Here is a 26,477-nt window from a genome sequence, read left to right on the forward strand (position 1 = left end):
AGCGCACTACTCCTGAGGTATCGAGGGGATCGTTCGAGCCAGCAGAAAGCCTAGTCGCTCCGACCCGCGCCCCTACCGGGCAGGTCCGTCCTCCGCAGTGCTCGACGCGTCGTCCTGGGCCGGGGGCGGAGCGACGATCTCGGCTTCGAGCGGTTCCTCGGATTCGGCGTCTGCCGCGATCGGATCGTCTGCTTCCACTGTCGCGACCGGCTTCTCGTCGACGACCTCGGCCTCGACGACGGTGTCCGCGACAGCCTCGTCCGGTTCCGACGCAGGCGGTTGAATGGCCAGTTCTGCTGCGGGCACGGTCGCCGGCACAGGCTGCTCGGTACCGGATCGGTCGTGGGGTTCGTGGTCGGGTTCCGGGTCTGCTCGACGCCACACGACGAGGGCGGCCGAAGCGGATCCGACGACGCCGAGCCAGGTGAAGGTCAACAGTGCGAAGCTCCACACGGTTACTTCGACTGTTCCGAACGTGCCGAGGTTGCCGCCTGCGGCGTAGCCGAACACCGCGGCGAGTGCTCCCATGACTGCAGCGACGGCCCACACCGAGGAGACCGCGACCTGGACGTCCACGCTTCGGATCGCGCAGTCGCGTCCCAGAAGTAACCCGGCTGCGATGGGAACGACGAGCATGACGATCCAGATCGTCTGCGCGGAGCCCTCGGGGAGGACGGCCAGGATCGGGAGCGGCGGGAGCGGCCCGCCGGTCGTCGAGAACAGGCTGACCGTTGCGTCTCCGAAGCTCGCCGAAGACCCCGTCGCGACGGCGAGGGCACCGAGGACGATGTTCGGCAGGTACAGCACCGACAGCACCGTCAGTCCCAGCATGCCGACGAGGGTGCGTCCGTTGTCGAGCAGTGAACCGGCGGTGTCCCAGGAGGCGAGCAGAGCCAACAGCACGATGGCGGCGCCGCCTGCCGTCAGCACCGAAACGGACCGCACGAGCGGCGCGACGAGTGCGCGTACCCAGTCTGGAAGGTGTCGATCGATCACCAGAGTGTCCCAGCGAGCCAGGACCAAGCCGGTGCCCGAAGCCGCTGCGTGTACTCCGGCCACCCACGAGAAAGCGACGAGTGCGTTGGGGCTCGACAATCCGATGACCGTCGACGCATCCTTGGCGACGGCCAGAGCGATGGCCGTGACGGCGAGCGGTCCGGCCATCGACGCGGCGAACACCCACCTGACCATGCGGCGGTCGGTGGTCTCGTCCACCGCGTGGTGAACCGTGCGTGCGACGGACCAGGCGACGACGAGGGTGGGAAGCATCGGGGCGACGCCCATCGACGTGCCACCGATACTCAGCGGCACCAGGTGCGCCGCGAACCAGGAACCGGCGATGGCACCGAGGGTTCCGGTGAGATCACTGTTGACCGAGACAAGGGTGATCAGGACCAGAGTCGTGGCGATGACCACCACCAACCCGGAGGTTTTGAAGGCCACTGCAGCGAGCGTTCGTGACTGATCGGGCGTAGGCCCGGTGCTCACACGGGAACTGCGTGCGGCCGCGCGTCGAGTATCTCGGTTCAATAGATCGCTCATCACTACGAGATTCGCATCAACGACGCGGCACGCCGGTCAGGCGCGCCGCGAAGTCGAGTGTGACGTGCGAAATCAGTCGCGCTTGTTGTCGTCTTCCGCGGGAGTCGCGCCGAACGATTGAGTCGGTGCGCCGTACGGCGTCGACTGTGCGCCCGACTCGGACTCGTCGGGTGTGCTCGACGGCTGACCGTAACCGGACGGCTGGCCGCCGTACTGGTACTGGTTCGGCGGGTACGCCTGCCCAGCGGGCGGACCGCTCGGACCGGTGTACGGCGGCGGTGAGTAGCCACCCTGCGATCCGGTGTTGGGCGCAGGCTGATTGCCGTACGGCGACTGTGCGCCGGGACCGTAGGAGTGCTGGCCGGACGTCTGTCCACTCGGCGCCTGCCCGAAGTTCGACGAGCCTGCTGTGTTCGACGGGGCCTGACCGTAGGCCGGCGGGTTGCTGTAGTTCTGCGGTCCGGACGGTCCACCGAACGACGTCGTCGGCGCGTTGTACGGATTCTGCTGGCCGTAACCGGACTGCTGACCCTGGTTCCCGAAGCCGGACTGCTTGGGTGCCGGAGCCTTGACGATGCCTGCATCGAGCAGCAGCGCAACCACAGCGGCCGCTGCCTGCACGAAGCCCAGCACGAGCACAAGGATCGCTCCGATCCCCAGCGAACTGGTGGTGCTGGCGAACTCGTTGCCCTCGGCACTGGGCAGGCTGAACGATTGGAAGACGAGCACCAGGAATCCGGCGATGGCCAGAGCTGCGACCACGGCCTGGTTTCGGGCGTCCTTCTGCAGCAGCGATGCACCTGCGATCAGACCCGCGGCGAGCAGAAACGCGATGGAGGCCGCACTTCCACCGGACTCGAAGAAGTTGGTGCTGAACGAGGTCTGGATGCCGCTGGGCAGTTGCTCGGACGACGACACTTCGGCGGTGACGAAATCGAGCAGGCCGAGCAGGAAGTTGACGATACCGAGACCGAGCACCACGAAGGTCAGGATCTTCGGCAGTTGCGCGAGCCCGGTACCGGACGACTTCGTCGAGTGCCCGGACGTGCCCGGCGCGGACCCGCTCGGTGCGGACGTTCCTGGCACGGGCGGGCCGAACGGGTTGGATACCGACGGCTGGTGGAACGGCTGGTTCTGACCGGGCTGTGTGTAGGCACCGGACGACGGCTGATTGGGCGTGGACTGATTCGGCGTGGACGGGGGGCCGTAGGACGGTCCGCCTCCGCCGTAGCCGCCAGAGTTGGAGCCCCCGTTGTCAGGGCTGCCGGGCGAGTAGGTCATCGCGTCTCCTCATCCTGATAGTGCCGTACCCAGGTCGGTCGGGTCCGAGATCTCACGCTACTGCACGGACCCGACCGCTCGAGGAACTCCAGGTCAGTGGGACGTGACCAACTCGTGGTCGTTCGATTCGGCCGCTTCGAGCTCCCGCACCAGCGGCAGCACCTTCGCTCCGAAGTATTCGATTTCCTCCTGAAAGTGCAGGAAGCCACCGAGAACGAGGTCGACGCCGAGGCGTCGGTAGGCGACGATGCGTTCGGCAACCTGCTCCGGGGTGCCGATCAACTGCGTCTTGAACCCGTCGTTGTACTGAACGAGGTCCTCGAACGTCGAGTCGGCCCACATCCCCTTCTTGTCGGCCGTCGAATTGCCCGCCTGCTGCACCGCACCTCTGAAACCCTCGACGGCAGGCTCGTTGGCCTTGTCGATGATCTCTCGCAACGTATCTCGCGCTTCCTTCTCGCTGTCTCGCGCGATGATGAATCCGTTGAGCCCGAACTTGACCTCACGTCGGTGATCGCGCGCGACCCGACGCAGGTTGTCGAGCTGCTCGGTGACGCCGTCGAAATCCTTGCCGTTGCTGAAGTACCAATCCGAGTACCGGCCGGCATTCTCCTGCGCAGCGGACGAGTTACCACCTTGGAAGAGTTCAGGATTGGGCCGTTCCGGGGTGTTGAGCGGTTTCGGCTTCAGCGTGAAATCGTGGATCCGATAGAAATCGCCCCGGAAATCCACGTCGTCCTCGGTCCAGATCTTGCGCAGTACCTGCAGGAATTCGGCGCTGCGACGGTATCTTTCGTCGTGCTCGAGCCACGGCTCACCGAGGTGGGTGAATTCGTCCTTGAACCAACCACTGACGACGTTGACCGCAAAACGGCCGTTCGAGAGGTGGTCTGCCGTCGCTCCCAGCTTGGCCAACACGGCAGGCTGCCAGAGCCCGGGATGCACGGCGGCAATGACTTTCAGACGTTCGGTGGCCAACAGCAACGCGAGCGAGAAACTCGTCGACTCGTGCTGGAACTCGGCCCCGTAGCTCGCCTCGTAACGGACCTGACTGAGGGCGTACTCGAAGCCGTTGTTCTCGGCGGTCTGCGCCAGCTTTTTGTTGTACTCGTAGTCCCAACTGGTCCGTTGCTCGATGGTGCTGGTGACCAGGCCACCCGAGACGTTGGGAACCCAGTACGCGAACTTGATTGCGTCGGCGATCTTTTCGGTGCTCATGTGTGCGTCATCCTTCATCGGATGAATGTGCCACCCACGCACTCAGATGGCGTGGATGGCACATTCATCCGGAAATCGGGGGTCGGATCGGGGCCGGAAATGTCGGGACTACGAGTACCAGGTGGGCTCGGGCAGCTCACCGGTGAGCACCCAGCGGCCGACTTCGCGTCGCTTGTAGGCAACCGGATCGTGCAGGGTGTGGGTACGGACGTTGCGCCAGAAGCGATCGAACCCGTACTTGCTGGCCGTGGCGCGGGCACCGAGGGCCTCGAACACGGTCGAGGTGATCTCGAGCGAGACGTCGGTGGCGCGAGCCTTGACTGCGGCCACCCGCACCTCGTGGTCACCGCGCTCCTCGGCGGTGACGTTCCACGCGTTGTCGTGAATCTTCTGTCCTTCCAACGCCACTGCGTCGGCCAGCGCTTCGACGGCCCACAGTTTGGCGGTCAGATCGCCGTAGATGTCGATGATGTACGGCTCGTCGACGGCCTTGTCCACCGTGCTGTGCAGCCACGCGCGAGTCTTGTCCTTGGTGTACGACGCGGCCTCCTCGAGAGCACCCCTCGCGATCCCGAGGTAGAAGTTGACGAACACCAACTGAATGGTCGGCACGTTGAGGGTGTTGTAGACGCGTGGCTGAAACACCTTGTCCACGAACCCCGCTGCACTTGCCCAGTCGACGCGAACCTTGTCGATCGTGACGCTGCCACTTTCGGTCTGACGCTGGCCGATGTTGTCCCAGTCGTCGTGGAAGGACAGACCCTCGATGTTCGACGGCACGATAGCGAACACGTGATCGGTGCTGCCCTCGAGCGCACCTTCGAGCACGGTCACGTCCGAGACACGACTGCCGGTGGAGAACGTCTTGGAACCGTCGAACACGATGGTGTCGCCCTCGTCGGTGACCGACACGTCGTTGTCGCGTGGATTGACGGCACCGCCGAAGAACCACTTGTTCTTCGTGGCATCGGCCTCGACGGCCTCGATCTGCTCGGGAGTACCGACCAGACGCGCGGCCCAGAACCAGAGAAGGTGGTAGCCCAGCAGCTGACCGATCGAGCCGTCGGCCTTCGAGACGGTGCGAATCACCTGGTAGGCCGTGGGCCAATCCTGGCCGCCGCCACCGTGCTCGACGGGACCGAGCAGCGTGACGAGCCCGGCGTCCTTGAGCAACTGAACCTCGGCGGACGGAAGCTCACGACCCTTGTCACGGGCAACGGCGTCGACAGCGAGAAGCTGCGCTACCTCACCTGCGCGAGAAACCCATCCGGCGGCAGTGGTCGGAGCGTCGGGCCAGTTCTTGGCGAGTGCACGATTTTCGGTAGTTGTCATGACGCACAGTGAAGTCCCGCGTCGAAGCAATGACCACAGTTCGATTCAGCGTGATTCTAACGGGCTCACCCACGCAGAATTTTCTCCATCTTCTTGCCCTTGGCCAGCTCGTCGATCAGCTTGTCCAGCAATCGGATTTTCTTCATCAAGGGATCTTCGACGTTCTCGACGCGGATGCCGCAGACCACTCCGGTGATCAGTGTCGCGTTCGGGTTCAGGTTCGCCGCCGCGAAGAAGTCCTCGAATGTCGTCTCCGCCTCGAGGTGTTTTTTCAGTGTCGCTTGATCGAACCCGGTGAACCACCGGACGATCTCGTCGACCTCCGCTTCGGTGCGGCCCTTTCGCTCCACCTTGTTGATGTAGAGCCGATGGACCGTCACGAAGGCGGTGGTGAAGATGTTGTGCACGGGGCCAATCTAGTCCACCGACGCGCCCGCGAAGTAGGCCCGCACACGAGGCGTGAACAGCAGCACTGCGACCGCCAGCAGGATGACCACTTGAATCGCTTGCACCACGTGGGTCCACGGAAGATTCGGGGTGAAGATCAGGTAGGAGTAGGCAGCAACTCCGAAGATGCTCCAGCTCAACAAGAGCCGATGTTCGGATGGACTGCGCCTGGAGAGTCGCTGGACAAGATACGAGTAGCCGAAGATCAGGCTGACCACGGTGATCACCCGCAGCGAGTAGGCCCCGTAGACGATCGCTTTCGCCGAGGCCGGTAGGGAGCCGTCGTCCATGCCCTGTCGATGCATCTGGAAGTCGGCCAGCGACTTCGCCAGCGCCACCGAGGCGAGTGCATACAGGCACGACACCACCATGGCCGCGATCATCAACCGGCCGACCGGTCGTACAGCGGGGTCCGCGTGCCACCCCTGTCGATACAGACGGTGCAGAAATTCCGACATCAGCCCTCCCCGAACGGTGTCGCTGAGATTGTTGCACAGTGTCGTTACTTCAGCTATTGACTCCCCTTTACCTTCATTGTGCATTTCAATTACTATGCAACACAACACTTTTCAGGAAGAATGGGCAGCGACATCGCCGAACGGGAGGGCAAGACATGACACGCAAGAGGTTCGAGTACTTCAAAGTCGCGTTGTTTCTGATGTCCGCAATCGTCCTGGCTTGGGCTGCAGGAACTTTCGAATCGCTCTACTACGCACTCGCGGCGGCGCTGTTCGGAGCGATGACAGTGTTCGTCCTGTGGCGAGTGGACAAGTTCGAGACCGAATAGCGCTGCCCGGTCCACGTCAATGTGACATTGCACCGCCGAGACGTGTGCAGTGGTCCATTCACGCGAACTGGGGGGCGCGCACGAAAAAGCCCGCCACCGAATCGGTGGCGGGCTCTTTCAGAAGCGAGTCCTACTTGACGGACAGCGATTCCAGGATTTCGCGCGCGAGGGCAGCGGTCTCGGACGGCGTCTTGCCGACCTTGACGCCTGCGGCCTCGAGTGCGTCCTTCTTCGCCTGTGCCGTTCCCAGCGAGCCGGAGACGATGGCGCCGGCGTGGCCCATGGTCTTGCCCTCGGGAGCGGTGAAGCCTGCGACGTAGCCGACGACCGGCTTGGTCACGTTGGCCTTGATGTAGTCGGCTGCACGCTCTTCGGCGTCGCCACCGATCTCGCCGATCATGACGATGATCTTGGTGTCGGGGTCCGCCTCGAACGCCTCGATGGCGTCGATGTGGGTGGTTCCGATGACGGGGTCGCCGCCGATGCCGATGGCCGTCGAGAATCCGAAGTCGCGGAGCTCGAACATCATCTGGTAGGTCAGGGTGCCACTCTTGGAGACCAGGCCGATGGGGCCGGTTCCCGAGATGTTGGCGGGCGTGATGCCGACCAATGCCTCACCGGGAGTGATGATTCCGGGGCAGTTCGGCCCGATGATGCGGGTCTTCTTGCCCTTCTCCACGTTGTAGGCCCACGCGTATGCGGAGTCCTGCACGGGGATGCCCTCAGTGATGACGACGAGCAGCGGGATCTCCGCGTCGATCGCTTCGACGATGGCGTCCTTGGAGAATGCCGGCGGCACGAACGCGATGGACACGTCGGCTCCGGTCTTCTCCATGGCCTCGGAAACCGAAGCGAACACCGGCAATTCGATGTCGTTGCCCTGTGCGTCGACGTGCTTGACCGTGGTTCCGGCCTTGCGTGCGTTGACGCCACCGACGACCTGGGTGCCGGCCTTGAGCATCAGGGCGGTGTGCTTGGTGCCTTCGCCGCCGGTGATGCCCTGGACGATGACCTTGTTGTCCTTGTTCAGAAAGATAGACATTGTTTCCTCTACTTCGCTGCCAGCTCGGCGGCCTTGTCGGCGCCCTCGTCCATGGTTCCGGCGAGCGTCACCAGCGGGTGCGCGGCGTCGGCGAGAATCTTGCGGCCCTCTTCGACCTTGTTGCCGTCGAGACGGACGACCAGCGGCTTGTTGGCGTCGTCGCCCAGCTTCTTCAGCGCGCCGACGATACCGTTGGCCACTGCGTCACACGCGGTGATGCCACCGAAAACGTTGACGAACACGCTCTTGACCTGCTCGTCACCGAGGATGACGTCGAGGCCTGCGGCCATGACCTCGGCCGAAGCGCCGCCGCCGATGTCGAGGAAGTTGGCCGGCTTGACGCCGCCGTGTGCCTCGCCTGCGTATGCGACCACGTCGAGGGTCGACATGACCAGTCCGGCACCGTTTCCGATGATGCCGACCTGTCCGTCGAGCTTGACGTAGTTGAGGTCGTTCTCCTTGGCCTTGGCCTCGAGGGGATCGGCTGCGTCCTTGTCCTCGAACTCGGCGTGGCCGGGCTGGCGGAAGTCTGCATTGGCGTCGAGCGTGACCTTGCCGTCGAGGGCGAGGATCTGATCGTCGGGGGTGCGAACCAGCGGGTTGACCTCGACCAGGAGAGCGTCTTCGTTGATGAAGACCTCCCACAGCTTCTGGATGGTCACCGCAGCGGCGTCGAGCACCTCGGCGGGCAGCTTGCCCTTCTCGGCGATCTCACGAGCGAACGCGAGGTCGACGCCCTTGACTGCGTCGACGGGGATACGTGCGAGTGCGTCGGGGTTCTCCTCCGCCGTCACCTCGATCTCGACTCCACCTTCGACCGAACACATCGCGAGGTAGGTGCGGTTGGTGCGATCGAGCAGGAAGGAGATGTAGTACTCCTCGGCGATGTCGGAGGCTTCTGCGACGAGAAGCTTCTTGACGACATGGCCCTTGATGTCGAGTCCGAGAATCGCTTCGGCGTTCTCGGTTGCTGCTGCGACGTCCTTGGAGTACTTGACGCCGCCGGCCTTGCCGCGGCCGCCGACCTTGACCTGCGCCTTGACCATTACTGGCTTGCCGATTTCTTCGGCAATCTGTGTTGCTCCGGCGACCGTGTCGGTGACACGACCGGCGGAGGTGGGTACGCCATGCTTGGCGAACAATTCCTTCGCCTGGTATTCGAAGAGATCCATCAGCTCACCGTCTCGTCTACGTTGACGCCCGCTCCAGGGGTGTGAGCGGGTCTGAGCATGGACTTTATCCAGGTGCCCCGACGGCGCATCGGGCGCATGGATGCTATGTGGTCTATCTCACCGCTGCGGCCGCAGTGAAACCGGCGTCACCGATCGGTGCGACGAGCCGAAAGTGCCGCCGCGACAGCGAGAACGACGATTCCGGCGACCGATGGCACCACACCGGGTCCCATCTCCGGGTCGGCTGCGCGAGCGGACGTCAGTGGCCACGACGCGAGATGAACGACGCCCGCGACGGCCGCACCGGCGAGCAGAACGCTGCCACGCGCGGGGCGGGCCCGGGCGGCAACGAGGGCGGCGACGACGACGCCGACAGCGAGCAGCAGCTGCCCCCAGGTGTCCCAACCCCACGGAAACTCGGTGATGGTCGCCGCGGTCAGATCGCTGCCTCGATACAGGGGCAGGGCCAATCCGACTGCCAGTAGAAGGGCCCCGACGAGCGCAGTTCCCAGCACCGGGAAGTAGGTGGCCGCATCCTCGGACGTGTCGACGTCGTCACGCTCGGCCGATCCGGCGAACAGGGCCAGCAGTCCGGCGACGGCCGCGAACACGACGCCCGCGATGATCAGCAGAGCACCCGTCCCGGTATCGACGCCCGCGAGGTCCTCGGCCAGCACCACCGACTGCAACACGGCCGCCGCGGCCGACACCGCGGCGAGCCAGAAGACGGACAAGAACGGACGAGCCGCCGCAGCGAACTCGGAGAACAGCAGCGGCACCGAGGCCAGAATCGAGACGAAGCCCGCTATGAGCACCACGCGGGTCGCCAGGATCGTGGGCGCAGTTCCCGCGGCGTCGGTCTCGAGAATCGGCAGCAGCGACCCCACCACCAGCAGTACGCCGGCAACTACGCCCGCACTGCCTGCTGCCGCATGCCACCTCGTCGTGCCGGGCCCCGAGACCCCGCGCGGACCCCGACCACCCTCGGCGACGGATCGCGCCGCCGCCAGAGCGCGGCGATCACGGCCGGAGGCAATAGGTGCGAGTACAGCGCCTCCGACGGTCAATCCGAGCCCGGCAACGGTGCCGAGGTATGCCCCGAGGCCGGCCTCGATCCGAGCACCGGTAGCCACTCCAGCGAGCAGACCGACACCCGCGAACGAGAGGACCCCGAGACCCGCGCCGACGGCGGCACCGGACGCGACCACCGGCGAGAGCGACGCCAACGCCGAGGCCGTGACCACGAGTGCGCCGATTCCGACCAGCGCGGACCCCACCGCCACGAACACCGGCGACTCCACCACCGCCGAGACGATCACCACCGGATCGGCCGACCGGTACAGCGAGGCGAATGCCGCTGCGGCGGCCACGACACCGAACGCTCCGAGCAGGATCGACAACAGCGGACCCACCCGGCCCGCTGTCGCTCGTCCCACGTGCTCCGAGTAGACCGAATGTCCGTACCCGTCACCGAGCGCTGCACGATGCACTGCCGACCACCCCGCCGCACCCGCCAGAACCGACGCAGCGTGACCGGCGAGCAGAACATGAGAGCCGAGGGTGGCGTCGAGCATCGCGGCGCTCAGGGGACGGAACAGCTCGAGCCGGTTCGCATCGATCGGATCGGACAGCACAGCGAGATCGAGGATCGCGATTCCGAGCGTCACCGCGCCGAAGCCCGCGAGCAGAGCGGCACCGAATTCGACGCGTCGCATCGCAGCACTGACGGCGCCGGCAACCGCCACCACGACCGGGAGTGCAACGGCCAGCACAGCGGCCGACGAGACTCCGCCGCCCACCGGCGAACCGTCGACGGCCTGGACGACGCCGATCAACGGAGCTGCAGCGGCACACAGTGCGGCGACGACAGCGAGCACGACGGCGGCGACGATGCGCGACGTGGGCGAATGATCCTCCACGCCGCCGCGGGCATCCTGCGGCGCGATACGTTGCGGTTCGGCTCGGTCGGAGCCGTGGGCGGACGAGTCGTCGAAGGTGGGGGTCGGCACCCGTAGGACGGTATCGGCTCGATCGCGCCCCGAGCCGTCGGTCACGGTGCGTGCCGCACTCGTGTCCGATTACGGATGTGGCGTGTCACCACATAAACCCTGGTCACCCTGTGAGCCATCTCACATATTGCCCAGGTTTCGGCTGTTAACTTGCGCGCGCCGCAACCATTTCGTTACCGTCTGCCGAGTCTTTCAGTAACGGCCAGGTCACAGATATCGGAGGTTGTAGGTCTTGCAGCAGCACCGCGCGTCCTTTACTTCCAGCCGATTCTCTCGCCCGACGGCGGACGACGCGACCACGGTGTACAGCTGCGAGCCCACCACCGAGCCGAGTGCATACGAGGCCTATTCCTACCCCACGTACGAGTACGTCGAAGCCGATTTCGCCGGTGCAGTAGCAGCCGACGAGACACCGACCGTCGTCACGACCTACGCAACCACCGCAGACGCCGCACCCGTGGCTCGTCGCGGCGGAGCGCACCGCATCCCCGTTCCTCCGACTGCACTGAAGGGTCGCGCCGCCGTGCTGGCCGTGGCCGCCGGTGCCGTCGTTGCCGCAGGGCAAGCCGTCATCAACGACGATGCGCCCACCGCAGTCGCCACCTCCGAGTACGCACTCGCCGCGGGTGAAGCACCGGCCGCCGCAGCACTCGCAGCCACCACCGCACCGCAGGCCGACGAGCCGGTAGCCGACGCTTCGAGCGCAACTCCCTCGCAGGCACCGCAGATCCTCAGCGTCGCCGCACCGGTCGACCTCAGCCAGTTCAACGACCTGCTCGCCAAGGGCCAGCGTTTCAGCGAAGAGCGGGCCGCACGCGAGGCCGCAGCCCGTCGCCCGCTGTTCTCCCTCCCGGCGCAGGGCACGTACACCTCCAACTTCGGCACTCGATGGGGCGTCCTGCATGCCGGCGTCGACGTCGCCAATGCCATCGGAACCCCCATCTACGCCGTCGCCGACGGCAAGGTGATCGATTCCGGTCCCGCGTCGGGCTTCGGAATGTGGGTTCGCCTGCAGCACGCCGACGGCACGATCACCGTCTACGGCCACATCGACACCTCGACAGTCACCGTGGGTCAGGACGTCATGGCCGGCGACCAGATTGCAACCATGGGTAACCGTGGCTTCTCCACCGGCCCGCACCTGCACTTCGAGGTTCATCTCCCGGGTGAGGTCAAGATCGATCCCCTCCCCTGGCTCGCGTCCCGAGGAATCTCCCTCGGACCCGAAATGGACTGAGTCCTTTTCCACCGCTTCACAACAAAGCCGGACCCCGCTTTCGCAGGGCCCGGCTTTCGCGTTGTCGGGACTTCTACAGCTTGGTCATCGGAACGCCGCCGATGAGCATCATCTTGACGCGACCTGCCGAGCCGAAATCGATCAGCACCATAGCCTTGACTCCGGCACCGGTGGATTCGAGCACCGTACCCAGTCCATACTTGTCGTGACTGACTCGATCACCCACGGCCAGAACCAGATTGGAGTTTCTGCCCTTCGCGGCACCGAAGCTCGGGGACGAACTCTGGCCACGACTCGACGACCCGCCGTAGCTACCGGAGCCGTAGTTGCCCGAGCCGTAACCGCCGCCCGAGCCGTAACTGTTCGATCCGTAGCTGCCGGATCTACCGCCGCCGATTGCGCGGCCGCCGCCGGTGCCCGGGTCTTCGCGACGCCAGTCGATCAGATGTTGCGGAACCTCTTGCAGGAAGCGTGATTCCGGGTTGGCGATGGGCTGACCCCACGCCGACCTCATGATCGCGCGCGTGAGATAAAGCCGCTGCCGCGCGCGAGTGATACCCACGTACGCCAGCCGTCGTTCCTCGGACAGCTCGTTCGGATCACCGAGCGCACGCATGTGCGGGAACTGGCCGTCCTCCCACCCGGTGACGAAGACGACCGGAAATTCCAGCCCTTTGGCGGTGTGCAGCGTCATCAACGTCACGACGCCGGTGCCCGAGTCGGGGATCTGATCGGTATCGGCAACCAGAGAAACTCGTTCGAGGAAAGCGGCCAACGAACCGGGCTCGGCCAGACCGTCGACACCACCGTCGTCGTCGTTCCGATCGTCACCTGTTTCGAGCGCCTCTTCCGCCACTGCGGCCTGGTTACGCGCCTCGGACGTGAACTCTCGTGCGACGCTGACCAATTCGTTGAGGTTGTCCAGGCGAGCACCGTCCTGCGGGTCGCTGCTGGCCTCGAGCTCGGCGCGATAGCCGGTGCGGTCCAGAACTGCTTCGACGACGTCACCGATATCGGCGATGTCGTTGCCGTCTCCGTCGGTGGCCGTCAGTACGGCACGCAACTCGTCGAGCAGTTCCATGAACTGAGCGATCAACTTCTGCTGCCGCGAGTTGAGCAACGCCACCTTGCCCGCGGCAGCGTCGTGCAGCGCTCGCGAGAAGCTGATGTCGCGTTGCTCGGCGTGGACGGCCACACACGCCTCGGCGCGGTCTCCGATGCCGCGTCGGGGGGTATTGAGGATGCGCCGCATGCTGACGGTGTCGTCTTCGTTGGACAGCACGCGCAGGTACGCAACGAGGTCACGGACCTCCTTGCGCTCGTAGAACCGGACGCCGCCGACGACCTTGTACGGCAGACCGAGCCGAATGAAGATCTCTTCGAGCGCGCGCGAAGAGTTGTTGGTCCGGTAGAACACCGCCACCTCGTCGAAACGCACATCCCCGCTGTCGACGAGACGATCGATTTCCGACGCGACGAACGACGCCTCGTCGTGCTCGTTGTCGGCGACGTACCCGACGATCAGTTCGCCTTCACCGGTGTCGGTCCACAACTTCTTCTCGCGCCGTCCGATGTTGCGCGAGATGACGGCATTGGCCGCCGACAGAATGTTCTGCGTCGATCGGTAGTTCTGCTCGAGCAGAATGGTGCGAGCGTCGGGGTAGTCGCGTTCGAACTCCTCGATGTTGCGAATGGTCGCGCCGCGGAATGCGTAGATCGACTGATCGGCGTCACCCACCACGCAGAGTTCACCCGGCGCGACGGTGCCCTCGAGCGCGCCGTCTGCATCGGGCGTGCCGACGAGTTCGCGAACCAGCATGTACTGGGCGTGGTTGGTGTCCTGGTACTCGTCGACCAGTACGTGCCGGAACCGGCGTCGGTAGTACTGCGCCACCTGCGGGAAGGCCTGCAGAATTCCCACCGTTTCGCCGATGAGGTCGTCGAAGTCCATGGCGTTGGCTGCGCGCAGACGCTGCTGATAGATGCGGTAGACCTTCGCGACGAGTCGGGGCAGCTCGGCGGGGTCGCCGTCGGCGTCCTCGGCGGCCTTGTCCGGGCCGATCAGCTCGTTCTTGAGGTTGGAGATCGCCGTCGAGAGCAGACGAGCCGAGAACTTCTTGGTGTCGATCTGCAGGTCTTTGGAGATCATCGTCAGCAGCCGGCGTGAGTCGTCCGCGTCGTAGATCGAGAAGTTGGAGTTCAATCCCGGCAACAATGCCGCCTGGGCGCGCAGGATGCGCACGCAGCTGGAGTGGAACGTCGACACCCACATGGCGTTCGCCCGCGGCCCCACCAGACCTGCCACTCGCTCGCGCATCTCGGCGGCGGCCTTGTTGGTGAACGTGATCGCCAGGACCTGCCCCGGCGACACCCCCCGCTCCGCGAGCAGATACGCGATGCGACGCGTCAGCACCGCTGTCTTGCCCGAGCCTGCACCGGCCACGATGAGCAGCGGCGATCCCGTGTGCACGACGGCCTCGCGCTGCTGAGGATTGAGCCCCTCCAGCAGCGCGTCGGACGAGGTTTTCTTACGGGACTCGAGGCCCTGGAGGAATGTGTTCATCGTCTGGCCAGGCTACCGGCGCGTACCGACAAACCCACATCCCGTGGTCGTCGGCGTCATCTCCGACTTTTCAGGACGGTTACCCCGTGGCACACTGGATCAGTGATCGAAAAAGTCGTGCGTCATCGCTTGCGTCGGATCGGCCACTGCGCAGCCGGACGAGCGGGAGCCTGTCGACAGTCGTAACGCCCCAGCTTTCCCGGCGGGAATCTCGTCGATCTCGGTCCTTCGAGACGAAACCCAGCCGACAGCCGCTGCAGTTCCGAATACGAAAGGCGTAACGGTGCCGGACGACGCAACGATCCAAGATGTGACCCGAGGAGAGACGATGGCTATGACGACGAAGATCGATTCAGAGACTGCATTGCCTTCCAGCGAAGCCGAGATCAACGACCTGCGTCAGGAGATCGACCGTCTCGACGCCGAGATCCTCGCGGCAGTGCGGCGTCGATCCGAGGTCTCGCAGATCATCGGACGCACCCGCATGGCGTCCGGCGGCCCGCGCCTCGTGCACAGCCGTGAGATGAAAGTTCTCGAGCGTTTCAGCAGCCTCGGTCAGGAAGGCCACACGCTGGCCATGCTCCTGCTCCGCCTCGGCCGCGGTCGCCTCGGCCACTGACCGAACCCCGGTTGGGCGCGCAGGATGCACGCCCAACCGATGCTCTACTTCAGTGCGATGTACTTGGTTTCGAGGTATTCCTCGATTCCCTCGGATCCGCCCTCACGGCCGAATCCGGATTCTTTGACTCCACCGAACGGTGCTGCCGCGTCCGAGATCACTCCGCGGTTGACACCCACCATGCCGCTGTCGATCGCGTCGGCCACTCGTAGCGCGCGATCCAGGCTCTCGGTGTAGATGTACGACGCCAAGCCGTACTCGGTGGCGTTGGCTGCGTCGATTCCTTCCTGTTCGGTATCGAATCCGACGATCGGGGCCACCGGGCCGAACACTTCTTCCTTCAGAATGCGGGCCGACGTCGGCATGTCGGTGAGTACGGTCGCCGGGTAGAAGTAGCCGTCGCCACCCGGTGCGCTACCGCCGAGCGCTACCGTCGCGCCCTTCTCCACGGCATCGTCGACGAGCTCCTGCACGGTCTCGAGCTGGTCTGCGTTGATCAGCGGTCCGAGCTTGGTGTCGGGGTCGACGCCGGGCCCGAGCTTCATCTCGGACATCTTCGCCACCAACTTGGTGGTGAATTCCTCACGCACGCTGTTGTGCACGTGCAGACGGTTCGCCGCCGTGCAGGCCTCGCCGCCGTTGCGCATCTTCGCCAGCATCGCGCCGTCCACCGCGTCGTCGATGTTCGCGTCGTCGAACACGACGAACGGGGCATTGCCGCCGAGTTCCATCGATGTCCGCAGCAATCTCGTCGCGGACTTCTCGACGAGCGATTTGCCGACGCCGGTGGATCCGGTGAAGGTGAGTTTGCGGAGCCTCGGGTCTTCGAGCAGCGGCCCGGTGACGTCACCGGACTTCGACGTCGTCAGCACTGAGAGCACGCCCTCCGGTAGACCCACCTCGTCGAAGATCTGCGCGAGCAGCAGCATCGTCAGCGGGGTCTCCCGGGCCGGCTTGACCACGATGGTGCAGCCGGCGGCCAGGGCAGGGCCGATCTTCCTGGTGCCCATCGCCAACGGGAAATTCCACGGGGTGATCGCCAGTACCGGGCCGACCGGAGCCTTGGTGACGAGAATGCGGCCGTTGCCCGCCGGGGCCGGGGTGTAGCGACCACCGATGCGCACCGCTTCCTCGGCGAACCACCGGAAGAACTCCGCACCGTATTTCACCTCGGCCTTCGACTCCGCGAGGGCCTTGCCCATCTCCAGGGTCATCAGCAGCGCGATGTCGTCGGCACGTTCGGTGACCTTCTCGAACGCCGCTCGAAGAATTTCACTGCGTTCGCGGGCAGGTGTTGCCGCCCAACTCTTCTGCGCTGCAGCGGCCGCGTCGAGGGCCTTCATCGCGTCGGCCGGTGATGCGTCGGCCACGTCGGTCAACGGCTTACCTGTAGCGGGATCGTTCACCGCGAACGTCTTGCCTCCCTCGGCATCGACGGCCTTACCGCCGATCCACAGTTTTGCCGGAATCGATTCGATCAATGCACGTTGGTCCATACCGTCCATGATGCCTCCGCGAGGCCCGTCGCAAACGACAAACGACGCGCGCGCGGCACCGGCCCGCATTACTGTTGGTTCGTATGAGCGTCGATATCACCGGCACGGATGCCTGGCAGAAACTGACCGATCACCACTCCGAGATTGCCGATACTCATCTCCGAACTCTGTTCGCCGATGACGCCGACCGAGGGCGCACCTTCACCCTCGCCGCCGCGGATCTTCACATCGACTACAGCAAGCACCGGGTCACCAGCGAGACTCTCGCCCTGCTGATCGAACTGGCCCGCACCGCAGACGTCGAAGGAAAGCGCGACGCCATGTTCGCAGGCGAGCACATCAACACCTCAGAGGATCGCGCTGTTCTGCACACCGCGCTGCGCCTTCCCGCCGATGCGTCGTTGACCGTCGACGGCCAGGACGTCGTCGCCGATGTGCACGAAGTCCTCACGGCCATGGGCGAATTCACCGATCGCGTGCGTTCGGGCGAATGGGTCGGTGCCACCGGCGAGAAGATCTCCACCGTCGTCAACATCGGCATCGGTGGATCCGATCTGGGCCCGGTCATGGTCTACAACGCACTCCGTCACTACGCCGACGCGGGGATCTCCGCGAAATTCGTCTCCAACGTCGACCCCGCCGATCTCGTCGGCGCGCTCGACGGACTCGACCCGGCGTCGACGCTGTTCATCATCGCCTCCAAGACCTTCTCCACCCTCGAGACGCTGACCAACGCCACCGCAGCCCGGCGCTGGCTCGTCGACGCACTCGGTGAGGACGCCGTCGCCAAGCACTTCGTCGCCGTGTCCACCAACGCCGAACGCGTCGCCGACTTCGGCATCGACACCGACAACATGTTCGGCTTCTGGGACTGGGTGGGCGGACGCTATTCCGTGGACTCGGCAATCGGACTGTCGGTCATGGCCGTCGTCGGCAAAGAGGCATTCGCCGAATTCCTCGACGGTTTTCATCGGATCGACGAGCACTTCCGGTCGACACCGCTCGCCGAGAACGCACCAGTTCTGCTCGGCCTCATCGGCCTCTGGTACAGCAACTTCTTCGGCGCGGAAACCCGTGCAGTGCTGCCGTATTCGAACGACCTCTCCCGTTTCGCGGCCTACCTGCAGCAGTTGACCATGGAGTCCAACGGCAAGTCTGTCAAGGCCGACGGCTCCCCCGTCACCACCTCCACCGGCGAGATCTTCTGGGGCGAGCCGGGCACCAACGGACAGCATGCCTTCTACCAATTGCTGCACCAGGGAACACGTTTGGTGCCTGCCGACTTCATCGGCTTCGCCGAGCCCACCGACGATCTGCCCACCCGCGACGGCAGCGGCTCGATGCACGACCTGCTGATGAGCAACTTCTTCGCACAGACCAAGGTGCTCGCCTTCGGCAAGACCGCCGAGGAGGTCGCCGCCGAGGACACACCCGCAGATGTGGTGCCGCACAAGGTGATGCCGGGCAACCGACCGTCCACCTCGATCCTCGCCCCCAAACTCACCCCATCCGTCGTCGGACAATTGGTCGCCCTGTACGAACACCAGGTCTTCGTCGAAGGCGTCATCTGGGGCGTCGACTCCTACGACCAGTGGGGCGTCGAACTCGGCAAGACCCAGGCACTCGAACTGACCCCGGTACTCACCGACGCCGAAGCCCCTGCCGTGCAATCGGATTCATCCACCGACGCCCTGGTGCGCTGGTACCGGGCGCAGCGGGGTCGTTCGGCCTGAGTTCGGTCGGCCTGAGGTCGGTCGGTGGATCTACGGCCCTGGTAGGAATCTACGCACCCTGCAGGCGGTGCGGATTCCTGAACGGGCCGTAGATTGCCGCTCGGCGGATCCAAACAGGTCGGTCGTGCGTCCAATCGAGCATGGACTTCGAGCAACGCGGGCTCTTCACCCGTGCCGACGCGCTCACGTCGGGCTTCACCGATGACGACCTTCGCCGGGCACGCGCACACAAGTCCATCGTTGCAATCCGGAGAGGCTGGTTCGTTCGAGGGGATGTTTTCGCAACACTGAACTCCGCGCAGCAGCATGCACTCCTGGCTCAGGCGACCTATGCCGATTCCGGCGACGACGTCGTACTCAGCCATGTATCCGCAGCAGTGGTTCTCGGACTCGACGTGTGGAACGTGCCGCTCGACACGGTGACGATGACCAACCGTCGCGGCCACTCGGGCAAGCGCAGTCGACGCCGGTTCCTCCACGGCACCGATCTACTGGACGACGAGTGGCTTCATCTCGACGGTATGCGTGTCACAGGCCCAGCGCGCACAGTCGTCGACGTCGCCAGGACTCATCCACTCGAGGTTGCGGTGTGTCTCGGTGATCGAGCATTGCGCCACGGCCTCACCACAATCGAGGAACTCGAGAAGTATTGCGACGCAGCGCAACACCGAAGTGGCGCCGGACGCGCCAGACGTGCTGTCAGCGCGATGAGTGCGCGCAGCGACAGCGTCGGCGAGAGTCGATCGCGACTGATCCTGCAGACAGTGTCGACTCCGCTGTCCAATCAGACGATCTTCGACGAAGGCGGTCGACGCATCGCCCGTACCGACTTCCTGTTTCCCGACCTGGCCGAGGTGATTGCCGAGTTCGACGGAGAAGACAAGTACGGTCCGCAGCCACGGCAGGCAATCATCGCAGAGAAGAATCGCCACAACCGGCTCGCCGAGCAAGGCAGGACCGTCTTCAGATTCGACTGGCGGGACTTGTCGACTCCGCACATCATCGTCGACCGGCTTGATGCTGCCTATCGGCGCGCGTTGCTCCTCGGCCCGCCGAGTGGACGGTACGCCGAGCTACCCCTCCCCACAGCTACGGCGCTCGTAGGAATATGCGCACCCTACAGGCGGTGCGAATTCCCACGAGGGGCGTAGATCCGCCGCATCACACCCGCGCCAACACAGCTGAGGTATCGACTCCGACGGGCAGGGTGCCGAAGGCAATGCCCCAGTCTCGGTCGAGTCGACTGGCGCAGAAAGCGTCGGCCACAGCGGAATTCCCGTGCATCACCAGCTGCGCACCTTGGAAGGTCAGTGCCATCAGTTCGACGACGCGGCGGGCGCGGTATTCCATGTCGGAGGTGTCGGAGAGTTCTTTCCCGACGCGGGCGATGGCGTCGTCCAGTCGAGAGTCCACACCCGACGCCTTGCCGATCTCACCGAAGAAGGCCTCGACGCTGTCGGGTTGACGCGCGAGTGCACGCAGCGAGTCGAGTGCGGCGACGTTGCCCGAGCCCTCCCAGATCGACATCAGCGGCGATTCGCGGAACAACCGAGGCATACCGGATTCCTCGACATAGCCGTTGCCACCGAGACATTCGAGTGCTTCGGCGGCATGCGCCGGTGCCCGCTTGCACACCCAGTACTTGGTGATGGCCAGAGCAATTCGGCGTAGCGCGCTCTCCTGCTCGTCGCCGCGGGCGGAACCGTCGGTGGCCTGCGCCAGACGAATCATGGCGGCGGTCGCCGCTTCGGATTCGATGGTCAAGTCTGCCAATACGTTTCGCATCAGAGGCTGATCGATCAGTTGCGCACCGAAGGCAGCTCGGTGACGTGCGTGATGCACCGCGCGGACGGTGGCGTTGCGGATACCGGCAGCAGAGCCGATGACGCAGTCCAACCTGGTCATGTTCACCATCTCGATGATGGTGCGCACCCCGCGGCCCTCCTCGCCGACGAGCCAGCCGGTCGCACCGTCGTATTCCAGTTCTCCCGAGGCGTTGGATTTGTTGCCGAGCTTGTCCTTCAAGCGCTGCAGCATCATTCGGTTACGGGTGCCGTCGGGCAGCACCCGCGGCAACATGAAGCACGAGAGCCCGCCGGGTGCCTGAGCCAACGTCAGGAACATGTCAGACATCGGTGCAGACGTGAACCATTTGTGGCCGACGATCGAATAGGTGCCGTCCGACGACGGGGTGGCCGTGGTGGTGTTGGCGCGAACGTCCGAGCCGCCTTGCTTCTCCGTCATCGACATACCGGCGATCAAGCCGCGTTTGCTAGACGGCTCGCGCAGCCCGAAATCGTATTCCCGGGACGCGAGCAGAGGTTCGAACTGCGCGGCGAGAGAGGGGTTGTGCCGCAATGCGGGTACGACGGCGTAGGTCATCGAGATCGGGCACATGTGGCCTGCTTCGGCCTGTCCCCATACGTAGAATTTCGCGGCGCGGGCCACGTGCGCACCCACTCGATCGTCCGTCCACGGGCTGGCGTGCAGTCCGTGCTGCACCGCGACGGTCATCAGATCATGCCAGTGCGGATGGAATTCGACCTCGTCGACGCGATGGCCGTACCGATCGTGTGTCCTGAGCACCGGTGGGTTCTCGTTCGCGAGCCTGCCCCACTCCTGGGCCTCGACTCCGCCTGCGAGAGCGCCCAATTGACGCACCTCGTCGCGCGCCCAGCCGCCGCCGGCTCGGTCGAGACCGTCCAGCAGCGAGGCGTCGTCGGACACGTCGTAGGGCGTCAGGTCGGTCGCCTGATTGAAGACCTCATGTGTGTTCATCTCGAACTCCTAACGCACGCAACGAATAAGCGACGAGACCGGGGACCACGTCCACGGACTCGTGCGACGACAACGGACCGACCAGCACTTCGCCGACGGCACCCACGAGGCCGGCGGCCGAGATCGCCGCGTCCTGATCGGGAATCTCCCCGGCCGCGATTCCTGCCACGATCGCGTCGGCGAACGCAGCGGTGAATTTGCGCCGGAACACCAACCGCTCGGCGTCCACTGCTGGATCGACCGGTTCGGCGAGCAGCGCGTAGGCCATCGTGCGGTTCTTCAGGGCCCGCCCGGCGAAGGTCTGCACGACCGCGGCGACTCGCTCGGATGTGCTGCCGTGTGCGGCGACGGCGACCACCGCAGCCACTTCACGGGTGCAGACCTGCCGGAAGATCTCGACGACCAGGTCGGATTTGCCGTCGAAGTGCGTGTAGACGCTGCCCGCGGACACGCCGGCGGCCGCGGCGACCGAGGCCACCGACAGGCCCGCGTATCCCTTGGTGGACAGGACCTCGACGGCGGCAGCAAGCAGTTTCGTTCGGCCGGCATCGAGCCGGGCCTGCACTGCGGGTGTTCGCCGGTAGGGCATTGAAGGATTGAAGCACTGATTCAGTGCTTCACGCAAGGGGACTCGAGTAGGTTCGTAACCATGCCGGTACGGATCGAACGATCAGGCCCCGTCACCACCGTGGTCCTCTCACGCCCGGAGGCACGCAACGCCGTCGACGGGCCCACTGCTCAGGAACTCACCCAGGCCTTCGAGGAATTCGATGCCGACGAATCCGCGTCGGTCGCCGTGTTGTGGGGCGAAGGCGGGACCTTCTGCTCGGGTGCCGATCTGAAGGCGCTCGGCACACCCAGGTCGAACCACGCGACCGAACACGGCGACGGTCCGATGGGCCCGACGCGAATGCGGTTGTCCAAGCCGGTCATCGCCGCGGTGTCGGGATACGCCGTCGCGGGTGGGCTCGAACTCGCCCTGTGGTGCGACCTACGCATCGCGGAGGACGACGCCACGTTCGGCGTGTTCTGTCGGCGCTGGGGCGTGCCTCTGATCGACGGCGGCACAGTGCGATTGCCGCGCATCATCGGCACCGGACGAGCGATGGACATGATTCTCACCGGACGCGCCGTGGCAGCCCAGGAGGCGTTGGACATCGGCCTGATCACCCGGGTGGTTCCGGTCGGCCGTGCCCGATCCGAGGCCGAGGCGCTGGCCGCCGAACTGGCGTTGCTGCCGCAGACCTGCATGCGCGAGGACCGGCTGTCCGTCCTCGAGCAGGACGGCCTCGACGAGGAAGCCGCGCTGAAGAACGAGTTTCGGCACGGTGCCATCTCGATCACCGCCGACGCGCTCACCGGAGCGAGTCGGTTCGCCTCGGGCGCGGGGCGACACGGTACCCCCAGTCCGTGATCTCGACCCGCCTGTCGGTGATCGACGAGATCTTTCTCCGCACACATCGCGGGTACGGCACACCGATTGCACTGCAGGGTATTTGGCGTACTGCCGAGTCGGTGACCCAGGACGAACTCGAACGGGTACACGCTGCGCTCGCACGCGGGCAGCTGGGTCGACAGGTCGGCGTGCCTCGCATCCCCGGTGCCCGGCTCCGATGGGACGTCTGTTCCACCTCGCTGCCGCTGACGGTCGCCTCCGAGCCGGTCGACGACGCCATCGAGTGGGCCGACCACCAGGCCGATGTGCAGTTGGATCCGCAATACGGACCGGGCTGGCGGTTGACGGCAGCTCCGCTGGCCGACGGCGGTACCGTCGTATCGCTGGTGTGCTCGCATGCGCTCGCCGATGCAAGTGGGCTCATCGACGCTGCTGCACAGTCGTTTTCGGGCTCGGTAGAAACCGAACCGATCGCCTCCCCCGGTTCGGACGCGGTGGACGCTCTGCGCATGATCGTCACCGTGCTCGTGCGGTCGATCGTCGCGACCGCTCGACTGTGGGTGAGCGCGAAGGCTCGGGCCGAGCTGCGCGCGTTCACGGCATCCGACTCGAATCGCACACGCCCCCACCGTGTTCGACGGGCCTTCTCGGTGGTCGTGGACGTCGATGCAGCGCAGTGGGATTCGGCTGCCGAGCTCGGTGGTGGCTCACCCAATTCGTTGTTCGTGTGCGTCGTCGCCGCGACCATGGCAGAACTCGGCTCACCCACGGTGACCGTCGACATCCCCTTCCGCACCGGATCCGGCGACGCGAACTCGATCGGGATGGCCACCGTCGACGTTCGCGGAGACGATTCACCGGCGGCAGTGCGCGCGGCGTGCAAAGCTGCTTTCGCCGCGCCCGTCGGAGCGCCCGCGGGGTACCCGCCCGAGGTCGTCCAACTGCTCCCCCACCGCCTTGCGGCGAAGTTGACCTCGACGCCGGGGCGCGGAGATGTGTTGTGCTCCAACATCGGCGACATTCCGCATGCGCTGACGACCCTCGGGCCGCATCGATCCTGCGGTCTGGCCACCCGCGCGATCCACCCCGCACCGACGGGACCGATCCCTCTGTCGACGATCAGGCTGTCGACCTACCTGTCCCGGATGGACGGGCGCTACACACTCTCCCTGGTGTGCACCGACGACGCGCTGGTCGGATCGGCGGCAGAGCTCACTGCAGCGGTGCACCGCGCTCTGGCGCGGCGAAACCTGGCCGGTACACCCTGGTAGGTCTACCGTTGCAGCCATGAACGAGCACGATATCCACACCAAGATTCAGCAGCTGATCGCCACCGAGCACAAGCTGCGCACCGACACCCAGGCCGGGGAGATCGACCCCGACACCGAAAAGGCGCAGCTCGCGTCACTCGAACACGCTCTCGATCAGTGCTGGGACCTGCTCCGGCAACGCCGCGCACGCATCGACGCAGGCAAGGACCCCGACTCCGCGACGGCCAACAGCGTCAACCAGGTCGAGGGATACATGCAGTAACATCCGGGTCATTCCGCAGGCTCCACTCCTGCAGTAACCGGGTCATTCCGCAGGCTCCACTCCTGCAGTCAGACCATTCGATCCGTCAGCACGTTCGGCAGGAACCGCAGCGCCGCGTCGATGCCTCGCCATTTCAGGCCGGGCAGCGCGGCGCGGCGCGTTTCGCTCTCGATGGCCCGGACCATCGCGGTGACACCCTCGTCCAGAGTGGCTGTGAGAGCAGCACTGTCGCCTGCGCCCGCCGACATGTCGGTGGCGATGAAGCCCGGCAGAAGCGTCGTGACGACGATGTCGGTCCGGGCCAACTCGGTGGCCAACGATTCGCCCAGAGAGGCCACCGCCGCTTTGCTGGCCGAGTAGGTCGCCTTGGCACCGGGCAGACCCCGATCGGCGCTGATGGACGAGACGAACACCAGGTGTCCGTGCTTCTGGGCCCGGAATATCGCCAACGCAGCCTCGGCCTGCGACAGCGCACCGACGAAATTGGTGCGCGCGGTCTGCAGATTGGCGTCGGCGCGACCGGATCCGATTTTCGCACCCTTGCCGAGTCCGGCATTGACGACAACTCGATCCAGGCCGTCCAACTCGTCGCGCAGTTCGCCGAACACCGTCACCACGGCATCGTGATCGGTGACGTCGAGGGCGCGTACCGCCACGGTGATCCCGGGATGCTGCGTCATCAGTTCGGAACGAAGCTCGTCCAGTCGATCGACCCGTCGCGCACAGAGCGCAAGATCCCGGCCCATGCCCGCGAAGCGGCGCGCCATCTCCTCGCCCAGTCCTGAACTCGCGCCGGTGATCAGAATCTTGCTCCGAGTGGTCGCCATAAGCGGGGAGCCTATGTCACTGTGGAGCAATGGCCCCAGAGAGCTCGGAATTCGATGTGATCGTCATCGGCGGAGGACCCGTCGGTGAGAATGCCGCGCAGTACGCGATACAAGGCAGCAGCCGCACCGCCGCCATCGTCGAACACGAACTCGTCGGCGGCGAATGCTCGTACTGGGCATGCATGCCCAGCAAGGCGCTCCTGCGGCCGAGCGAGGTGCTCGATACCGCCCGAAACATGCCGGGTGTGAAAGAACTGGTCGGCGATCAGCCCCTCGACGCCGACGCCGTATTGGCCCGACGCGAATCCTTCACGCACGGCCTCGACGACTCGTCGCAGGTGTCGTGGGCCGAGTCCGCGGGCATCTCGGTGATCCGTGGCCACGGACGGCTCAGCGGGGTCAAGACCGTCGACATCGACGGCAGAACGCTCACAGCTCGGCACGCGGTGGTGCTGGCTACCGGCACCACCGCGTCGGTACCGAACACGCCTGGTCTTCGCGACGCCCGGCCGTGGATCTCCCGTGACGCCACGAACATTCACGAGACCCCCGGCCACGTGGCCATCATCGGCGGCGGTGTCGTGGCAAGCGAGGCAGCGACGTGGCTGCTGTCCCTCGGGGCGAAAGTCACGATGATCGTGCGCGGCTCGTCCCTGTTGGCCGGCTCCGAGCCGTTCGCCGGACAGCTCGTCGCCGATGCACTTAAACAGCGCGGCGCAACGATCATGCTCGACGCGTCCCTGACGGCTGTGTCGCGGCAAGATCCCGCCGACACCGGCGTCGGCCGAATCCACGGTGGTCCGGTCACTCTCACGGTCGGCGGCGACGACCTCGTCGTGGACGAGGTGCTGGTCGCGGCGGGCCGCTCCCCGGCGAGCTCGGATCTGGGACTGTCCACCGTCGGTCTTCCCGACGGCAGATACGTCGACGTCGACGACCACCTCACTGTGGGGGACCACGACTGGCTCTATGCCGTCGGCGATCTCAACGGCCGGGCACCGTTGACGCACATGGGTAAGTATCAGGGACGGGTGGCCGGTGACGTCATCGCCGCCCGGGCCGAGGGAAAGCCGCTCGATCACAAGAAGTTTCGCGCCACCGCCGATCACGGACAGATTCCCCAGGTCGTGTTCACGCCCCTCGAGGTCGCCTCGGTCGGGCTCACCGAGGCCAAGGCGCGCGAAGCCGGTATCGACGTCGAGATCGCGGCCCAGGACATCGCCGTCGCGGGTTCCTCCCTACAGCAGGACGATTACTCGGGTCGTGCGCAGTTGGTGATCGACAGGGCCACCGACACTCTCGTCGGGGCGACCTTCGTCGGGCCGGGGGTGGCGGAATTGGTGCACGCGGCCACCGTTGCCGTGGTCGGGAAGGTATCGCTCGACGATCTGTGGCATGCGGTGCCGTCGTACCCGACGGTCAGCGAAATCTGGCTCCGACTACTCGAATCGCGCCGGTGACAGGT

Annotated in this window: 23 protein-coding genes; 9 read left to right on the top strand and 14 right to left on the bottom strand. The window is 65.3% G+C overall.

Annotated elements, in window-relative coordinates; translation table 11 throughout:
* Positions 1-72: 72 nt before the first annotated feature.
* The 6 genes from CH262_RS00535 to CH262_RS00560 all read right to left on the bottom strand — a co-directional run bounded on the left by CH262_RS00535 (position 73) and on the right by CH262_RS00560 (position 6,278).
* Complete coding sequence (locus CH262_RS00535; RefSeq protein WP_179274879.1) at positions 73-1,542, bottom strand: cell division protein PerM; 1,470 nt, start codon at positions 1,540-1,542, stop codon at positions 73-75.
* Between the two features lie 72 nt (positions 1,543-1,614).
* Positions 1,615-2,823: a DUF5336 domain-containing protein gene (locus CH262_RS00540; RefSeq protein ID WP_094716658.1), complete on the bottom strand. Its 1,209-nt coding sequence runs from the start codon at positions 2,821-2,823 to the stop codon at positions 1,615-1,617.
* Positions 2,824-2,916: 93 nt separating this feature from the next.
* Entirely contained in the window at positions 2,917-4,041 is a 1,125-nt protein-coding gene (gene sfnG, locus CH262_RS00545) for a dimethylsulfone monooxygenase SfnG (protein WP_094716659.1), read from the bottom strand.
* A 108-nt stretch (positions 4,042-4,149) separates the two neighbouring features.
* Positions 4,150-5,373, bottom strand: a complete 1,224-nt coding sequence (locus CH262_RS00550; RefSeq protein WP_027496018.1) for an acyl-CoA dehydrogenase family protein — start codon at positions 5,371-5,373, stop codon at positions 4,150-4,152.
* Between the two features lie 65 nt (positions 5,374-5,438).
* Complete coding sequence (locus CH262_RS00555; RefSeq protein ID WP_094716660.1) at positions 5,439-5,780, bottom strand: DUF2200 domain-containing protein; 342 nt, start codon at positions 5,778-5,780, stop codon at positions 5,439-5,441.
* Between the two features lie 9 nt (positions 5,781-5,789).
* Positions 5,790-6,278 (bottom strand): hypothetical protein, encoded by a 489-nt coding sequence (locus tag CH262_RS00560; RefSeq protein WP_094716661.1) that lies wholly within the window; start codon positions 6,276-6,278, stop codon positions 5,790-5,792.
* A 155-nt stretch (positions 6,279-6,433) separates the two neighbouring features.
* On the opposite strand from CH262_RS00560, the gene CH262_RS27430 reads away from it, so the two are divergent.
* Positions 6,434-6,607, top strand: coding sequence for a hypothetical protein (locus CH262_RS27430; protein ID WP_155288490.1), 174 nt, complete (start codon positions 6,434-6,436; stop codon positions 6,605-6,607).
* Between the two features lie 130 nt (positions 6,608-6,737).
* On the opposite strand, the gene sucD is transcribed toward CH262_RS27430, so the two are convergent.
* From sucD to CH262_RS00575, 3 genes are all read right to left on the bottom strand, one after another.
* Positions 6,738-7,649: a succinate--CoA ligase subunit alpha gene (gene sucD / locus CH262_RS00565; protein ID WP_027496015.1), complete on the bottom strand. Its 912-nt coding sequence runs from the start codon at positions 7,647-7,649 to the stop codon at positions 6,738-6,740.
* 8 nt (positions 7,650-7,657) lie between these two features.
* A complete protein-coding gene (gene sucC, locus CH262_RS00570; RefSeq protein WP_027496014.1) occupies positions 7,658-8,821 on the bottom strand; it encodes an ADP-forming succinate--CoA ligase subunit beta in 1,164 nt (387 codons plus the stop codon).
* Between the two features lie 146 nt (positions 8,822-8,967).
* Complete coding sequence (locus CH262_RS00575) at positions 8,968-10,830, bottom strand: hypothetical protein (protein WP_256988599.1); 1,863 nt, start codon at positions 10,828-10,830, stop codon at positions 8,968-8,970.
* A 232-nt stretch (positions 10,831-11,062) separates the two neighbouring features.
* Between CH262_RS00575 and CH262_RS00580 the strand changes: the two genes are divergently transcribed.
* Positions 11,063-12,067 carry a M23 family metallopeptidase gene (locus tag CH262_RS00580; protein ID WP_094716662.1) on the top strand — a complete coding sequence of 335 codons (1,005 nt, stop codon included), beginning with the start codon at positions 11,063-11,065 and terminating at the stop codon, positions 12,065-12,067.
* Positions 12,068-12,140: 73 nt separating this feature from the next.
* Here the strand turns inward: CH262_RS00580 and pcrA are convergent, their stop codons facing one another.
* Positions 12,141-14,630: a DNA helicase PcrA gene (gene pcrA, locus CH262_RS00585; protein ID WP_032371252.1), complete on the bottom strand. Its 2,490-nt coding sequence runs from the start codon at positions 14,628-14,630 to the stop codon at positions 12,141-12,143.
* Positions 14,631-14,958: 328 nt separating this feature from the next.
* Between pcrA and CH262_RS00590 the strand changes: the two genes are divergently transcribed.
* Positions 14,959-15,249 (top strand): chorismate mutase, encoded by a 291-nt coding sequence (locus tag CH262_RS00590; RefSeq protein WP_027496010.1) that lies wholly within the window; start codon positions 14,959-14,961, stop codon positions 15,247-15,249.
* A gap of 44 nt (positions 15,250-15,293) precedes the next feature.
* On the opposite strand, the gene CH262_RS00595 is transcribed toward CH262_RS00590, so the two are convergent.
* Positions 15,294-16,745, bottom strand: a complete 1,452-nt coding sequence (locus CH262_RS00595; RefSeq protein WP_094716710.1) for an NAD-dependent succinate-semialdehyde dehydrogenase — start codon at positions 16,743-16,745, stop codon at positions 15,294-15,296.
* A gap of 83 nt (positions 16,746-16,828) precedes the next feature.
* On the opposite strand from CH262_RS00595, the gene pgi reads away from it, so the two are divergent.
* Positions 16,829-18,478, top strand: a complete 1,650-nt coding sequence (gene pgi / locus CH262_RS00600; protein ID WP_094716663.1) for a glucose-6-phosphate isomerase — start codon at positions 16,829-16,831, stop codon at positions 18,476-18,478.
* Positions 18,479-18,618: 140 nt separating this feature from the next.
* Positions 18,619-19,629 carry a hypothetical protein gene (locus CH262_RS00605; protein ID WP_094716664.1) on the top strand — a complete coding sequence of 337 codons (1,011 nt, stop codon included), beginning with the start codon at positions 18,619-18,621 and terminating at the stop codon, positions 19,627-19,629.
* A 10-nt stretch (positions 19,630-19,639) separates the two neighbouring features.
* Here CH262_RS00605 and CH262_RS00610 read toward each other — a convergent pair whose 3' ends face one another.
* The gene (locus CH262_RS00610; RefSeq protein WP_094716665.1) at positions 19,640-21,256 is read right to left on the bottom strand and encodes an acyl-CoA dehydrogenase family protein; all 1,617 of its coding nucleotides are present in this window, start codon (positions 21,254-21,256) and stop codon (positions 19,640-19,642) included.
* Entirely contained in the window at positions 21,243-21,845 is a 603-nt protein-coding gene (locus tag CH262_RS00615) for a TetR/AcrR family transcriptional regulator (RefSeq protein WP_027496005.1), read from the bottom strand. The genes CH262_RS00610 and CH262_RS00615 overlap by 14 nt, the downstream gene beginning before the upstream one ends.
* A gap of 60 nt (positions 21,846-21,905) precedes the next feature.
* Between CH262_RS00615 and CH262_RS00620 the strand changes: the two genes are divergently transcribed.
* Genes CH262_RS00620 through CH262_RS00630 form a run of 3 tightly spaced genes read left to right on the top strand, consistent with a single transcriptional unit; the run spans position 21,906 to position 24,185 of the window.
* Positions 21,906-22,670, top strand: coding sequence for a crotonase/enoyl-CoA hydratase family protein (locus CH262_RS00620; RefSeq protein WP_027496004.1), 765 nt, complete (start codon positions 21,906-21,908; stop codon positions 22,668-22,670).
* Complete coding sequence (locus CH262_RS00625) at positions 22,667-23,923, top strand: hypothetical protein (protein WP_094716666.1); 1,257 nt, start codon at positions 22,667-22,669, stop codon at positions 23,921-23,923. Before CH262_RS00620 ends, CH262_RS00625 begins: the two co-directional genes overlap by 4 nt.
* 16 nt (positions 23,924-23,939) lie before the next feature.
* The gene (locus tag CH262_RS00630) at positions 23,940-24,185 is read left to right on the top strand and encodes a DUF2630 family protein (RefSeq protein ID WP_032385699.1); all 246 of its coding nucleotides are present in this window, start codon (positions 23,940-23,942) and stop codon (positions 24,183-24,185) included.
* 68 nt (positions 24,186-24,253) lie between these two features.
* On the opposite strand, the gene CH262_RS00635 is transcribed toward CH262_RS00630, so the two are convergent.
* The gene (locus CH262_RS00635; RefSeq protein WP_032385700.1) at positions 24,254-25,012 is read right to left on the bottom strand and encodes an SDR family oxidoreductase; all 759 of its coding nucleotides are present in this window, start codon (positions 25,010-25,012) and stop codon (positions 24,254-24,256) included.
* A 29-nt stretch (positions 25,013-25,041) separates the two neighbouring features.
* Between CH262_RS00635 and CH262_RS00640 the strand changes: the two genes are divergently transcribed.
* Positions 25,042-26,472 (top strand): dihydrolipoyl dehydrogenase family protein, encoded by a 1,431-nt coding sequence (locus CH262_RS00640; RefSeq protein ID WP_032385701.1) that lies wholly within the window; start codon positions 25,042-25,044, stop codon positions 26,470-26,472.
* Positions 26,473-26,477 lie beyond the last annotated feature (5 nt).

It is taken from the genome of Rhodococcus sp. 05-2255-1e, assembly GCF_002259025.1.
GTDB classification, from domain to species: domain Bacteria; phylum Actinomycetota; class Actinomycetes; order Mycobacteriales; family Mycobacteriaceae; genus Rhodococcoides; species Rhodococcoides fascians.

Excerpts from the sequence above, each read along its gene's own strand:
- CH262_RS00535 (WP_179274879.1), bottom strand. The coding sequence starts at position 1,542 with ATGAGCGATCTATTGAACCGAGATACTCGACGCGCGGCCGCACGCAGT.
- CH262_RS00540 (WP_094716658.1), bottom strand. The coding sequence starts at position 2,823 with ATGACCTACTCGCCCGGCAGCCCTGACAACGGGGGCTCCAACTCTGGC.
- sfnG (WP_094716659.1), bottom strand. The coding sequence starts at position 4,041 with ATGAGCACCGAAAAGATCGCCGACGCAATCAAGTTCGCGTACTGGGTT.
- CH262_RS00550 (WP_027496018.1), bottom strand. The coding sequence starts at position 5,373 with ATGACAACTACCGAAAATCGTGCACTCGCCAAGAACTGGCCCGACGCT.
- CH262_RS00560 (WP_094716661.1), bottom strand. The coding sequence starts at position 6,278 with ATGTCGGAATTTCTGCACCGTCTGTATCGACAGGGGTGGCACGCGGAC.
- CH262_RS27430 (WP_155288490.1), top strand. The coding sequence starts at position 6,434 with ATGACACGCAAGAGGTTCGAGTACTTCAAAGTCGCGTTGTTTCTGATG.
- sucD (WP_027496015.1), bottom strand. The coding sequence starts at position 7,649 with ATGTCTATCTTTCTGAACAAGGACAACAAGGTCATCGTCCAGGGCATC.
- sucC (WP_027496014.1), bottom strand. The coding sequence starts at position 8,821 with ATGGATCTCTTCGAATACCAGGCGAAGGAATTGTTCGCCAAGCATGGC.
- pcrA (WP_032371252.1), bottom strand. The coding sequence starts at position 14,630 with ATGAACACATTCCTCCAGGGCCTCGAGTCCCGTAAGAAAACCTCGTCC.
- CH262_RS00590 (WP_027496010.1), top strand. The coding sequence starts at position 14,959 with ATGGCTATGACGACGAAGATCGATTCAGAGACTGCATTGCCTTCCAGC.
- CH262_RS00595 (WP_094716710.1), bottom strand. The coding sequence starts at position 16,745 with ATGGACCAACGTGCATTGATCGAATCGATTCCGGCAAAACTGTGGATC.
- pgi (WP_094716663.1), top strand. The coding sequence starts at position 16,829 with ATGAGCGTCGATATCACCGGCACGGATGCCTGGCAGAAACTGACCGAT.
- CH262_RS00605 (WP_094716664.1), top strand. The coding sequence starts at position 18,619 with ATGGACTTCGAGCAACGCGGGCTCTTCACCCGTGCCGACGCGCTCACG.
- CH262_RS00610 (WP_094716665.1), bottom strand. The coding sequence starts at position 21,256 with ATGAACACACATGAGGTCTTCAATCAGGCGACCGACCTGACGCCCTAC.
- CH262_RS00615 (WP_027496005.1), bottom strand. The coding sequence starts at position 21,845 with ATGCCCTACCGGCGAACACCCGCAGTGCAGGCCCGGCTCGATGCCGGC.
- CH262_RS00620 (WP_027496004.1), top strand. The coding sequence starts at position 21,906 with ATGCCGGTACGGATCGAACGATCAGGCCCCGTCACCACCGTGGTCCTC.
- CH262_RS00630 (WP_032385699.1), top strand. The coding sequence starts at position 23,940 with ATGAACGAGCACGATATCCACACCAAGATTCAGCAGCTGATCGCCACC.
- CH262_RS00635 (WP_032385700.1), bottom strand. The coding sequence starts at position 25,012 with ATGGCGACCACTCGGAGCAAGATTCTGATCACCGGCGCGAGTTCAGGA.
- CH262_RS00640 (WP_032385701.1), top strand. The coding sequence starts at position 25,042 with ATGGCCCCAGAGAGCTCGGAATTCGATGTGATCGTCATCGGCGGAGGA.